This is a genomic window from Pantoea sp. A4 (assembly GCF_000295955.2).
Lineage (GTDB): Bacteria > Pseudomonadota > Gammaproteobacteria > Enterobacterales > Enterobacteriaceae > Pantoea > Pantoea multigeneris.
The window spans coordinates 104,590-118,289 of the sequence record NZ_ALXE01000044.1 but is presented as its reverse complement, the minus strand read 5'-3'; the positions used below and the strand labels follow the sequence as shown (position 1 = coordinate 118,289).

12 protein-coding genes are annotated in these 13,700 nt (G+C 50.3%); 6 read left to right on the top strand and 6 right to left on the bottom strand.

The window, feature by feature from the left end:
* Positions 1–201 precede the first annotated feature (201 nt).
* Entirely contained in the window at positions 202–819 is a 618-nt protein-coding gene (mobA, locus tag B880_RS0118245) for a molybdenum cofactor guanylyltransferase MobA (RefSeq protein ID WP_051005713.1), read from the bottom strand.
* Positions 820–904: 85 nt separating this feature from the next.
* On the opposite strand from mobA, the gene B880_RS0118240 reads away from it, so the two are divergent.
* From B880_RS0118240 to B880_RS27390, 4 genes are all read left to right on the top strand, one after another.
* Positions 905–1,891: a serine/threonine protein kinase gene (locus tag B880_RS0118240; protein WP_017348895.1), complete on the top strand. Its 987-nt coding sequence runs from the start codon at positions 905–907 to the stop codon at positions 1,889–1,891.
* 26 nt (positions 1,892–1,917) lie between these two features.
* Positions 1,918–2,547 carry a thiol:disulfide interchange protein DsbA gene (gene dsbA / locus B880_RS0118235; RefSeq protein ID WP_026042759.1) on the top strand — a complete coding sequence of 210 codons (630 nt, stop codon included), beginning with the start codon at positions 1,918–1,920 and terminating at the stop codon, positions 2,545–2,547.
* Between the two features lie 370 nt (positions 2,548–2,917).
* Entirely contained in the window at positions 2,918–5,707 is a 2,790-nt protein-coding gene (gene polA / locus B880_RS0118225; RefSeq protein WP_017348892.1) for a DNA polymerase I, read from the top strand.
* A gap of 231 nt (positions 5,708–5,938) precedes the next feature.
* Entirely contained in the window at positions 5,939–5,986 is a 48-nt protein-coding gene (locus B880_RS27390) for a spot 42 RNA, inhibition of DNA synthesis (RefSeq protein WP_071892919.1), read from the top strand.
* Positions 5,987–6,053: 67 nt separating this feature from the next.
* On the opposite strand, the gene yihA is transcribed toward B880_RS27390, so the two are convergent.
* Positions 6,054–6,683, bottom strand: coding sequence for a ribosome biogenesis GTP-binding protein YihA/YsxC (gene yihA / locus B880_RS0118220; RefSeq protein ID WP_026042758.1), 630 nt, complete (start codon positions 6,681–6,683; stop codon positions 6,054–6,056).
* A 551-nt stretch (positions 6,684–7,234) separates the two neighbouring features.
* Between yihA and yihI the strand changes: the two genes are divergently transcribed.
* The gene (gene yihI, locus B880_RS0118215; RefSeq protein ID WP_017348890.1) at positions 7,235–7,750 is read left to right on the top strand and encodes a Der GTPase-activating protein YihI; all 516 of its coding nucleotides are present in this window, start codon (positions 7,235–7,237) and stop codon (positions 7,748–7,750) included.
* 210 nt (positions 7,751–7,960) lie between these two features.
* Entirely contained in the window at positions 7,961–9,334 is a 1,374-nt protein-coding gene (hemN, locus tag B880_RS0118210; RefSeq protein WP_017348889.1) for an oxygen-independent coproporphyrinogen III oxidase, read from the top strand.
* A 1-nt stretch (position 9,335) separates the two neighbouring features.
* Here the strand turns inward: hemN and B880_RS26760 are convergent, their stop codons facing one another.
* From B880_RS26760 to glnA, 4 genes are all read right to left on the bottom strand, one after another.
* Positions 9,336–9,461, bottom strand: a complete 126-nt coding sequence (locus B880_RS26760) for a YshB family small membrane protein (RefSeq protein WP_017348888.1) — start codon at positions 9,459–9,461, stop codon at positions 9,336–9,338.
* 90 nt (positions 9,462–9,551) lie between these two features.
* Positions 9,552–10,961, bottom strand: a complete 1,410-nt coding sequence (glnG, locus tag B880_RS0118200) for a nitrogen regulation protein NR(I) (protein ID WP_017348887.1) — start codon at positions 10,959–10,961, stop codon at positions 9,552–9,554.
* Positions 10,962–10,968: 7 nt separating this feature from the next.
* Entirely contained in the window at positions 10,969–12,018 is a 1,050-nt protein-coding gene (gene glnL, locus B880_RS0118195) for a nitrogen regulation protein NR(II) (RefSeq protein ID WP_017348886.1), read from the bottom strand.
* Between the two features lie 204 nt (positions 12,019–12,222).
* On the bottom strand, positions 12,223–13,632 hold the full coding sequence (glnA, locus tag B880_RS0118190) for a glutamate--ammonia ligase (RefSeq protein ID WP_017348885.1): 1,410 nt from the start codon (positions 13,630–13,632) through the stop codon (positions 12,223–12,225).
* Between the last annotated feature and the right edge of the window lie 68 nt (positions 13,633–13,700).

Below are 13,700 nucleotides of genomic sequence, written 5' to 3'. Positions count from 1 at the left end.
GCCAGGCATCAAATAAGCGAAGACCCCTGTCGAAAGACAGGGGTTTTTTGCGTTTGCGGCACATAAAAACTCCGTATCTGAGATATAAACCAGCTGCAAAGTACAGCAAAGGGGGGGATAACAGCGTAAACCCACCTCCCAGCCTGTTCGGGATCGGAAAAACCGGCCCGCAAACATGGAAAACCGTGCAAAAAACGGCCTTTATCGCCCATCATTTAGTAGAAATTGCCCGGCTTGTTGTAGATCTTCTGCCGTATTAATATTGCGAAAACAGCTTTCATCATCCTCAAATAACACGCTATGCCCCTTCTGCTGCTGTAAAAACAACATCAACTTCCTGTCACCGTGATGCAAAAAGACCTCAAGATCCGCTGCAACGGATCGATGAATTAAAGCCAGTGTGGGATGATCGCGCTGTGTTGTACGCACCCATAACGCAGTAGCCGAACCTTTTGCAGCCCATAAGCGGGCAATATAATCCTGAGGAATAGCTGGAGTATCACAGGAACAAAAAGCCACCCATTCACTCCGTGCGGCTTGTAATGCGCTTAAAATGCCCGCAAGCGGTCCGGCAAAGTCAGGGAAAGAATCGCTAACGACTGGGTAACCCGAAGAGGCATATAAGGGAAGATTACGATTAGCACTAATGAGGACCTCACTCACCTGTGGCCTGATCCGGGCGAGCACATGCTGATAAAGCGGCATCCCGTTTAGTGAGACGAGCCCTTTATCTTCTCCACCCATTCGGCTTCCCTGACCACCCGCCAAAATGACGCCTGTTATACCCTGTGGCCCATATAGTGAATAAGCTTTAGTCATCGTGTTTTATCATAGCCCGCTGCGTGAAGGAGAGGAGAAATGGTATTCTTGCGTTTTAGCTACGGCAATACAAACAGGAATGAGAATGAGCGAAGCCGCATTTAATTTTCAGACGCTGGATCCCGATCTCATCCTTGATGCGCTCTGGAACACCGGCATCAGAGTTGAATCAGGTTTGACGGCCCTGAACAGCTATGAAAATCGCGTATATCAGTTCAGTGACGATGATAAACGCCGCTACGTGGCAAAGTTTTATCGCCCTCAGCGCTGGAGTGCCGATCAGATCGCAGAAGAGCATCAGTTCGCTTTTGATTTACACGCAGATGAAATCCCTGTCGCAGCGCCGTTAATGCTTAATGGGCAGTCATTGCAAAGCCATGGCGGATTCTTTTTTGCTGTTTTCCCGAGCCTTGGTGGTCGTCAGTATGAAACTGATAACGAAGATCACATGGAGTGGGTGGGCAGATTTCTTGGACGTATTCACCAAACCGGGCAGAAAAGCGCCTTCACCACTCGCCCGACGCTAGGGCTGGAAGAATATATCCTCGAACCACAGAAAATCCTGGCGAGCAGCGAGTTAGTCCCTGCAGCGTTAAAGGATAACCTGCTACAGGCCGTTGATAAATTGAGCACAACGCTACACCAGTGCTGGCATACCAACTGGCAACCACTGCGTTTACATGGTGACTGCCATCCCGGCAATATTCTGTGGCGAGATGGGCCACTTTTTGTCGATCTGGATGATGCTCGTACCGGACCTGCCATTCAGGATCTCTGGATGTTAGTCAGCGGTGACAGACAAGAACAGCGGATCCAATGGGATATTCTGCTAGAGGCCTACAGTGAATTCCGCGACTTCGATGTTCATGAATTGTCACTGATTGAGCCTTTACGCGCTATGCGCATGGTTTATTATCTGGCCTGGGTAGTTCGTCGTTGGCAGGATCCTGCTTTCCCACGTGCGTTTCCGTGGATGAACGATGAAGATTTCTGGCGTAGGCAGATTGCACTTTTTACCGAGCAGGAAAGACTGTTACAGGAGCCCCCTTTACAGCTTGTCCCGCAATTTTAATGAAGAAAGATGGAGAGTTTCTTAAGATGAAAAAGATTTTCTTGGCACTGGTTGGTTTAGTGCTTGCCTTTAGCGCTTCCGCAGCACCTTACAGCGAAGGCCAGCAGTATAGCGCGATTAAACAAACTGTTGCTGGGCAGCCTGAAGTTGTGGAATTTTTCTCCTTCTTCTGCCCACACTGCTATCAGTTTGAACACGTCTGGCATGTCAGTGCAGAAGTGAAAAAAGAACTGCCAGCCAATACCAAATATGTGAAGTATCACGTTGATTTCCTCGGTGGTGATTTTGCACCAGCGGTCTCACAGGCATGGGCTGTAGCGGTTGCGTTAGGTGTTGAAGATAAAGTTTCGGATGCCATCTTCGATGGTATTCAAAAGACGCAGACAATTACCGATCCAGCCAGCCTGAAAGCGACCTTTGTTAAAGCCGCAGGCATTACACCTGAAGCGTACGACGCTGCCTGGAACAGTTTTGCGGTTAAAGCTTTTGTTGCTCAGCAGCAGAAAGCCGCAGCTGATTTCCAAATTCAGGGTGTGCCAGCCGTCTACGTGAACGGTAAATACCTGATTAACAATGGCGGTCTTGATACCAGTTCAATGGAAAACTACAAACTGGATTATGCAAATGCGGTTAAATTCCTGGTGAATAAAAAATAATCGTTAATATGCATTCACACTGACGCCAGCAAAGCTGGCGTTTTTTATTTACAACGTTGTCAGAAGTATATGCTGTGCGCCAGGAAATTTAATATCCACATATTCGATCCTGGATGAATTTTAAGCAAAAGTAATTGCATTAATCATAACTTGTTGATTGTTAATAATTTATAGTGAATTTATTTTACGATTAACAGGATCTTATCAGGCGTTATGAAATTTACGCACAAAGTTATCCACAGCACGATCTCTGCGATCGCTACCACTAAACAGATAAAATCTCGCATGATCCGCGCGTGAAATTCAACATTCGCTCTCTCCTGTGGCATCCTTACAACCCAGTCCATCGCAACGAAGAAAACACAGACTTATGGCGCAAATTGCAGAAAACCCCCTGATTCTGGTAGACGGCTCGTCTTACCTCTATCGCGCATACCATGCGTTCCCCCCGCTGACCAACGGCGCAGGCGAACCAACCGGTGCGATGTATGGTGTGCTGAACATGCTGAAAAGCCTGCTTATGCAGTATCAGCCGAGCCATGTGGCTGTGGTCTTTGATGCGAAAGGTAAAACCTTCCGTGACGAACTCTTCGAGGATTACAAATCACATCGACCGCCTATGCCGGATGACCTGCGGGCGCAGATCGAACCCCTGCATACCATGGTTAAAGCCATGGGCCTCCCTCTGCTGGCCGTCAGTGGCGTAGAAGCTGATGATGTGATCGGTACGCTTGCGCTTGAAGCCGGCAACAAAGGCCAGTCGGTGCTGATCAGTACCGGTGATAAAGACATGGCACAGCTGGTTACTCCGAATATCACGCTGATCAACACCATGAACAATACGATCCTCGGTCCAGAGGAAGTTGAGCAGAAATACGGTGTTCCCCCTTCACTGATTATCGATTTCCTCGCCATGATGGGCGACAGCTCAGATAACATTCCTGGCGTTCCTGGAGTGGGTGAGAAAACTGCGCAGGCACTGTTGCAGGGTCTGGGCGGGATGCAGTCAATCTATGAAAATCTGGATAAGGTCGCTGATTTGGGCTTCCGTGGTGCAAAAACCATGGGTGCAAAACTGGAACAGAATAGAGACGTTGCGTTCCTTTCTTACCAGCTGGCAACAATTAAGACTGATGTTACGCTTGATTTGACCTGCGAGCAGCTCACCGTTAACGAACCTGATGTCGCGGCACTACAAACCCTGTTTGCCCGTTATGAATTCAAACGTTGGCTGGCTGATTTGGAAGATGGTACATGGTTACAGGGCAAAAAGGGCGGCACCAAAGCAGCACAACAGGCATTGCCAGATGAGCCACCGGCTAAGGCTGAGGCCTCAAGCGTATTATCCTCAGAGGGCTATGTCACCATTCTGGATGAGAGCACCTTCGATGAGTGGTTTGAAAAGCTCTCAAATAGCGAGGTGTTCGCTTTCGATCTGGAAACGGATTCTCTCGACACGCTCAGCGCCAATATTATCGGACTCTCTTTTGCCACAGCGCCTGGTGAAGCGGCTTATCTTCCCGTCGCACATGACTATCTTGATGCGCCAGCACAGTTAGATCGGGATACGGTATTGGCCCGCCTCAAACCACTGTTGGAAAATGGCAAAGCAGCCAAAGTGGGGCAAAATCTCAAGTACGATCGTGGCGTGCTGAAGAACTACGATATTGAGTTAGAGGGTATCGAATTCGACACCATGCTGGAGTCCTATATTCTCAACAGTGTGGCAGGAAAACACGATATGGATTCGCTGGCGGCGCGCTGGTTGAACCATAAAACCGTCACGTTTGAAGAGATTGCTGGTAAGGGAAAAAATCAGCTCACTTTTAATCAGATCGCGTTAGAACAAGCCGCACACTATGCCGCAGAGGATGCGGATGTTACGTTACAGCTGCATTTAAAGCTCTGGCCTGAACTGGAGAAAGCCAGCGGACCGAAGAAAGTCTTCCAGCAGATCGAAGTTCCGTTGGTGAATGTGCTTTCCCGTGTCGAACGCACCGGAGTGTTGATCGATCCTGCGATACTGTCTAAGCATTCGCAAGAGCTGGCTATTCGCCTCAGTGAACTGGAGCAGAAAGCCCACGAGCTGGCTGGTGAGCCGTTTAATCTCTCTTCGCCAAAACAGCTGCAAACCATCCTGTTCGAAAAGCAGGGGATTAAGCCTACGAAGAAAACCCCTGGTGGAGCACCTTCAACCAGCGAAGAAGTATTAGCGGAGCTGGCTCTGGATTACCCACTACCAAAAGTGATCCTTGAACACCGTGGTTTATCGAAGCTGAAATCCACTTACACCGATAAGCTGCCGCTGATGATTAACCCGAAAACCGGCAGAGTGCATACCTCCTATCATCAGGCAGTGACAGCTACCGGACGCCTCTCTTCGACCGATCCTAACCTGCAAAATATCCCGGTGCGCAACGATGAAGGTCGACGTATTCGTCAGGCGTTTATTGCGGCGAAAGGTAACCGGATTCTGGCAGCGGACTACTCGCAGATTGAGCTGCGCATCATGGCACATCTGTCACAGGATAAAGGCCTACTGGATGCGTTCGCCGCAGGTGAGGATATTCACCGTGCGACTGCATCCGAAGTGTTTGGTGTAGCGTTGGATAAAGTGAGCGGCGAACAACGCCGTAGTGCCAAAGCCATTAACTTTGGTCTGATCTATGGCATGAGTGCTTTTGGTTTGTCTCGTCAGTTAAGCATTGGTGCGGGCGAAGCGAAAAAGTATATGGATCTCTACTTTGAGCGTTACCCTGGTGTGCTGCGTTATATGGAAGATACACGTCGTCTGGCGGCGGAAAAAGGCTATGTGGAAACCCTTGATGGCCGTCGTCTCTGGCTGCCGGATATCAATTCCAGCAACGCTATTCGTCGTAAAGCCGCTGAACGTGCGGCGATTAACGCCCCAATGCAAGGTACTGCTGCGGACATCATCAAGCGTGCGATGATCGCTGTAGATGCCTGGTTAGAAGAGCAACAGGGTGATGCAGTGAAAATGATCATGCAGGTTCACGATGAACTGGTATTTGAAGTTCGGGCTGAAGATGTCGAGGCTGCAAGCGTAAAAATCCAGCAGCTGATGCAAAACAGTATGCAGCTGGACGTACCTTTGCTGGTTGAAGTTGGTGTGGGTGATAACTGGGATCAGGCTCACTAAGCCCGACGATCTGCAAAACAACAGCGTTTAAAGGTGATGCCCGTCTCAGGATGGGCATTTTGCTAACTGACTAAACAATAAGCATTTTTTAAGTAATTAAACTACAACTATAAGACAAATATGTGACGCATCTTGTATAAAAATACTCTTTTGCTGAAAATTAACTACAAAAAAGCCTTTGTCACGCACGGAAATTAAGGTAAAGTTTGAGGCGTAGGGTACAGAGGTAAGATGTTCTATCTTTCAGACCTTTTACTTCACGTAATCGGATTTGGCTGAATATTTAGCCGCCCCAGTCATTTATGACTGGGGCGTTTTTTATTGGGCCGCGTCTGGCCCGACAGGATCAATTCTCGTCTTCAGCGACAGCAGGTTCCAGTTCAGCGAACCAGTTATCCAGCTTGAGACGCAGCTTATCGACACCGAGTTTTTTCAGTGAAGAGAACATCTCCACCTGGATATCTCCGGCGAATGCCTGAGCGGCTTCACGCACCATGTTTAGCTGTGCCTTACGTGCGCCAGATGCCAGCTTATCTGCTTTAGTTAACAGCACCAGAACCTGGATGCCACTCTCTACTGCCCACTGGATCATCTGCTGATCGAGATCTTTCAATGGATGGCGAATATCCATCAATACCACTAATCCCTTCAGGGACTCACGTTTTTGCAGATATTCACCGAGTGAACGCTGCCACTTACGTTTTACTTCTTCTGGTACTTCGGCATAGCCATAGCCCGGCAAATCGACCAGGCGTTTTCCCTCAGCAACCTGGAAAAGGTTGATTAATTGGGTTCGACCCGGTGTTTTACTGGTACGAGCCAGACTTTTTTGGTTCGTCAGGGTGTTCAGTGCGCTGGATTTTCCTGCGTTTGAGCGGCCCGCAAAAGCCACTTCAATCCCTGAATCGCTGGGCAAATGGCGGATGTCCGGTGCACTGAGGACGAAATGTGTAACGTGATAATTCAAAGCAGACAAATGAGGACTCCACAGACCTGTTCAGGTGATGCGCTGATTATACGCATAATCGCACTAAAGTACCTGATGGCGTCTTTGCTGTGTGCTTTGTAAGAGATCGCCGATAATTCATGCCAGTGATTGCTGTTTTAATTATTTAACAATTAAATAATAGTGTTAAATTTCAAATAATTAAATTATCAGCGTTCTTGAAGAACATAAATTACAGAAAACTCCGGGTTGAGACTTTTAGTAGTTAGTCTACATTTTAATGCAGTGCGGGGGCGCACCCATCAGGATGATGTGTTCAGGAACGTTGGGATAACGAAGAGCATTAGGCTAAGGAAAGGGGTCAACGGAAAGACCTGACAAGGAAAAGGAACGGCCCTGGAGTGGGCAGGCGCAGGATAAACCGGGATGTTGCGAGCTGGCAGGGAATGACAACCGAATTCCTTCATCTGAAGGTGTGAAAAAAGGCGACAGCAGTGAGCTGTCGCCTTTTCTCTTTGCGCAGTTTCTGCTAGATTTCGCCGCAATTCTATACTGTTTAAAAACCGCCGAGAAACACCATCATGAAGCAACCCGCACGAGCGCCGAACGCTAAACGTAAAACACGTAAATCGCGTGAAGAACTGAACCAGGAAGGACGCGCCCGCAAGCGCGATCAGAAGAAGAGTGGCCACTCTGCTGGTAGCCGTGCTAACCCACCGGCGAAACAGAATAGCGGCTCAGCGGGCAATAAAGCCGATCGCGATCCACGTACCGGTAGCAAAACCCCGGTGCCATTAATTGCAGAAGGAAAAACGCAGCCTGTGGTGAAGGCTCAGCCAAAACCTAAGCCTGCGGTACAGAAAGTACGCCTGACGCCTGAGGAAGAGCTGGCGAAACTTGAAAATGACGATCGCCTAGATAGCCTGCTAGATCGCCTTGAACAAGGTGAAACACTGTCTGCTGAAGAGCAAGCATGGCTGGATGAAACCCTTGATCGCATCGATGAGTTGATGGAACAGCTGGGCATCAGCATGGATGATGAAGAAGAGGACAAAGCCGCAGAAGACGATATGTATCGCCTGCTGAAAGGTCACTAATTCGACATTGGCATGGGGCTCACCCCATGCCAGAACCCGGTATCTGACAATGCTTTGGCCTGGATCAATTTTAGCGCTAATGCTGGCGTGTTTTCTCGCGGCGCTGTTGTTTAAACTACGGCGACTGTCGCGCCTTAAGTCACGATTACGCCGTGCTGTAACCGCTTCTGCGCTGCGACCTTCCTACAGAACTTCCCGGAAGGAGCTACCATGTCCACGCAGCAAGCGGAGTGGCACCAGGCGCTGATTGAGAAATACAACTACGCTGGGCCACGTTATACCTCATATCCTACTGCGCTCTCTTTTCAGGAGCGTTTTAGTGAAGCTGATTACCTGCACGCTGTTGAGCAGTATCCAGAACGCAATCTCTCGTTGTATGTTCATATCCCTTTCTGTCATCAGCTCTGTTACTTCTGTGGCTGTAATAAGCAGGTTACGCGTCAACCCCAAAAAGCCGACCGTTATCTTGAAGCGCTCACACTCGAGATTCGCCAGCGCGCGCCGATGTTTCAGGGCCGCCGGGTAACGCAACTGCATCTCGGTGGTGGTACACCGACCTTTTTGACCAAGAATCAACTTAGTCGCCTGATTGAGCAGCTACGGCGGCAATTCAGTTTTAGCGCAGACATTGAGATGTCGATTGAAATTGATCCCCGTGAACTGGCCAGTGGCATGATTGAACATCTATGGCTATTAGGGTTCACGCGGCTGAGCATCGGTATCCAGGATTTTGATCCGGCCGTTCAGCAACGGATTAATCGCATTCAGGATGAAAGTAGCATTGAGCAGCTGATGCGTGAGGCGCGCAGCGTTGGGTTCCGTTCAGTAAGCTTTGACCTGATTTATGGCCTGCCGCTGCAAACCCCAGAGAGCTTTGCCGCCACACTGGCAAAAGTCATATCACTGGCACCCGATCGTCTCAGTGTCTTCAACTATGCCCATTTACCCGAACTGTTTGCTGCACAGCGTAAGATAAAATCCCATGAGTTACCGAGTGCGGGTCAAAAGTTAGTGATTTTGCAGCAGAGCATCGCAACCCTTACGGCGGCCGGATATTGCTACATCGGTATGGATCATTTTGCGCTGCCGCAGGACGAGTTAGCCGTCGCTCAGCGTGAGGGGCGGCTACACCGTAATTTTCAGGGCTATACCACGCAAGGGGAGTGTGATCTGCTTGGGCTTGGGGTCTCGGCGATCAGCTCGCTGGGTGAGAGCCATGCGCAAAATCACAAGGTGTTGAACACCTGGTATTCCTGTCTGGAGAATCAAGGTAGCGGGCTATGGCGCGGTGTAACGCTTAACGATGATGACTGCTTACGGCGAGATGTCATTAAGCAGTTAATTTGCCACTTCCGGCTCGACTTTAGCGCCATCGAGGCGCGCTGGCCAATCGATTTTTGTCGCTATTTCGCTGAAGATCTCGCGCTGTTAGCACCTCTGGTAGCGGATGGACTGGTGACTCTGGATGATGAAGGTTTGAAGGTAACATCTGCGGGAAGGCTGCTGATTCGCAATATCTGTATGTGCTTTGATCGCTATGCCCGTCGCACTGCGCAACTGCAACAGTGCTCAAGGGTAATCTGAATTACTGAAACAGCTGGAACATGATGGCGCACATCAACGCAGCAATGGCGGTTTGTGGAGCATGGCTGGCAGCGGTAACGATAGCCATAACATCATGGCTGATGATGCGGATAAATGTCTCGAACATGGTCTCTTCTCCCGGTAGCCGCCGTATAATACTCAGCGGCACCGTGGAGTAAAGCTTTTAACCGATCAAAATTCATCCAGCTTGTTCGGCTTATTCCATACCTAATTCTTTTAGCTTACGTGTCAGGGTATTACGCCCCCAACCCAGTAAGCGAGCGGCTTCCTGCTTATGGCCTTGAGTATGGCGCAGCGCTGTAGTGAGCAGCGTACGTTCCATTTCAGGCTGTGCCTCGGAAAGCAGGTTTTGATGACCGGAACGCAGCGCTCGATCGGCCCATTGTGCCAGTAACGTTGCCCAGCTGTCGGGTAGTGACTGTACCGGGCTATCTGGTGCAGTGGATTCAAACAGCTCTGGCGGTAAATCCTGAATCAACACTTCCTGACCGGCGGCCATCACCGTTAGCCAACGGCAGGTATTCTCCAGCTGGCGCACGTTACCTGACCAATGCAGGCGTGTTAAGGCGGTTTCAGTCTCTGGGTGCAGGATCTTAGCCTCAACGCCCAGCTCTTTTGCTGCAATTTGCAGGAAATGACGCGCCAGGCGAGGGATATCCTCACGACGCTCACGCAGAGGCGGAAGGTGAACGCGAATCACGTTCAGGCGATGGAATAAATCCTCGCGAAATTTACCTTCCTGAACGCCTTTCTCCAGATTCTGGTGGGTCGCAGCGATAATACGGACATCAACTTTGACCGGCGCGTAACCGCCAACACGATAAAACTGCCCGTCAGCTAAAACACGCAACAAACGCGTCTGAACATCCAGTGGCATATCACCGATTTCATCAAGAAACAGTGTGCCGCCATCGGCCTGTTCAAAGCGGCCCTGACGGATCTGATTTGCGCCGGTAAATGCCCCTTTTTCGTGGCCAAAAAGCTCCGACTCGATCAAATCTTTGGGGATTGCCGCCATGTTCAACGCGATAAATGGCGATTTAGCGCGAGGACTATGCCGATGCAACGCATGTGCGACCAGCTCTTTACCCGTTCCTGATTCACCGTTGATGAGCACGCTGATGGACGAGCGTGACAGACGACCAATGATGCGAAACACATCCTGCATCGCTGGCGCTTCACCAATGATATCGGTGGTAGGGCCATTAACCTGCTGATTACGCGGCTGCTGCTGTTCCTGATAGTGACTAATTGCGCGTTCAACCAACGCAACTGCCTCATCAATATCAAACGGCTTAGGCAAATAATCGAAAGCCCCTTGCTGGTATGCGCTAACGGCAGCATCCAGATCAGAGTGGGCGGTCATAATGATGACCGGCAACATCGGATGACGTTGTTTAATCTGTTTCAGTAGCGTCAGGCCGTCCATGCCTGGCATACGGATATCTGATAACAATACGTCCGGGGTTTTACTGGCAAGTGCTTCCAGCACTTCATTTGCGCTATCAAATGTGGCGCAGCTTAAACCGGCTCCAGTGAGCGCACGTTCGAGCACCCAGCGGATGGAGCTATCGTCATCGACGATCCAGACTATCCCTCGTTGCATAGAAACCTCACTGGCGAATAGGCAGGTAAACCGAAAATTCGGTATGACCTGGCCAACTGTTAAATTCTATTTTTCCTGAATGCTGATCAATCAGGCTACGCGCAATGGACAGGCCAAGACCTGTGCCTCCCTCGCGGCCACTAACCATGGGGTAAAACAGGGTATCCTGCAGCAAGGCGGGAATACCGGGGCCATCATCTTCAATATCGATACGCGCGACGAGCCGGTAGCGGGTGCCGTGCAGGGTCAGTTGAAATGCAGTGCGGGTGCGCAGGGTAATCGTGCCACCGGCTTCGCCCAGCGCCTGCAGTGCATTACGAACCACATTCAAGAGGACTTGCTCAATCTGGTCGGGGTCGTGCGGTAATTCTGGCAGGCTGGGATCGTAGTCTCTCACCAGCACTACGTTATCCGGCAGCTCCATCGAAACGAGGTTAACCACGCGTTCCGCGACCTGATGAATACTCTGCGTGACGTGCATTCCCGGCTGTTGTGGTCCGAGTAAGCGGTCTACCAGATTACGCAGGCGATCGGCCTGTTCGATAATGACTTTGGTGTATTCATGCAAAGAAGGGTCCGGTAGCGCACGCGTTAACAGCTGGGCTGCACCGCGTAATCCACCGAGTGGGTTCTTGATCTCGTGCGCTAGTCCCCGCACCAAATCGCGAGCAGCCACCTGCTGTGCATGTTGCAGCTGTTCCTGACTGAGACGACGCTGATTATCCATCGGGGCCATTTCAATCAGAATTAAACCATCGGGCAGGCGTTGTGCCGTCAGCGCCATAATGTGCGCCTTGCCATCGACTACAAGAGTGACTTCGCTATCGGTAAAGCCCTGGCCTGCTTCCAGACTTTCACGCATGACCTCAATATTCAGCGAAAAATAGCCGATAAGGTCGGGCAAAGGGGTGCCAAACAGTTTGCGTGAACTTTGTGCCAGAATCTGTTGCGCCGCAGGATTAGCGTAATGGATGACGAGATGGTCATCTACCAACAGAACACTGTTAATCAGGGAGTTTAGAATCTGCCCTGCATCGGGTAGTGTGCCAGTTGCCATACAACGTTCCTCTGCACCAATTTAGTGCATTATAGTCTTTGAGCCGGGGTTTTGGCGTCTGAACGATGAATTCGTGGAGAAAAAAACCCATCCGAAGATGGGCTGAAAAGTTTCCACGGCAACAAAAAAATTTCCTCAGGGTTTCGTGTCGCTACGACACGACTGCGTCACGAAACCTCTGGGATTTTAAATATCCACGGCGAATTAAACGCTGTAGTACATCTCGAACTCTACTGGGTGCGGAGTCATGCGCACGCGGTCTACGTCTGGCTTAAGCAGTTCGATGTACGCGTCGATAGCGTCATCAGTGAACACGCCGCCACGGGTCAGGAACTCGCGGTCTTCGTTCAGTGCGTTCAGTGCTTCTTCCAGAGAACCTGCAACTTTTGGAATCTCAGCTTCTTCTTCCGGTGGCAGGTCATACAGGTTTTTGTCCATCGCATCGCCAGGGTGGATCTTGTTGATGATGCCATCAAGACCAGCCATCAGCAGCGCGGTGAATGCCAGGTATGGGTTAGCCGCTGGATCTGGGAAGCGAGCTTCGATACGACGAGCTTTCGGGCTAGCAACCACTGGGATACGGATAGAAGCTGAACGGTTACGTGCTGAGTAAGCCAGCATTACCGGTGCTTCGTAGCCTGGGACCAGACGCTTGTAAGAGTTGGTGGTTGGGTTCGCCAGGGCGTTGATCGCTTTAGCGTGCTTGATAACACCACCGATGTAGAACAGCGCAGTTTCAGACAGGCCGCCGTACTTGTCGCCAGAGAACAGGTTCACGCCGCCTTTTGACAGGGACATGTGGCAGTGCATACCAGAACCGTTATCGCCGAACATTGGCTTAGGCATGAAGGTAGCAGTTTTGTTGTACGCGTGAGCAACGTTGTGCACTACGTATTTGTAGATCTGAATTTCGTCAGCTTTTTTGGTCATGGTGTTGAAGCGGGTAGCCACTTCGTTCTGACCAGCAGTTGCTACTTCGTGGTGATGGGCTTCAACAACCAGACCCATCTGCTCCATGGTCAGACACATAGCAGAACGGATGTCCTGAGATGAGTCGACTGGTGGAACCGGGAAGTAGCCGCCTTTCAGCGCTGGACGGTGACCTTTGTTACCGCCTTCGTATTCTCTGCCGGTGTTCCAGCACGCTTCGATATCATCGATAGCAACGTGTGAACCAGAGGTAGAAGAACCGAAACGGATGTCATCGAACAGGAAGAACTCTGGCTCTGGTCCGAACAGTACGGTATCCGCGATGCCAGAAGAACGCAGGAACTCTTCTGCGCGCTTAGCAATGGAACGTGGGTCGCGGTCGTAACCCTGCAGGGTACCTGGCTCCAGAATGTCACAACGGATGATCAGGGTAGAGTCCGCGAAGAACGGATCCATTACCGCAGAAGTTGAGTCTGGCATCAGAACCATGTCTGATTCGTTAATGCCTTTCCAACCGCCGATGGAAGAGCCATCGAACATTTTGCCTTCTTCGAAGAAGTCAGCGTTAACCTGGTGCGCAGGGATAGTAACGTGCTGTTCTTTACCTTTGGTATCGGTAAAACGCAGGTCAACAAACTTAACTTCATGTTCGTTCATCATCGAGAGAACGTGTTCAGCGGACATACTCAACTCTCCTGGAAATGGTCTTTATCGTCGTGGTGTAGAGAACTTTTTCGTTGCCTGGACTGTGT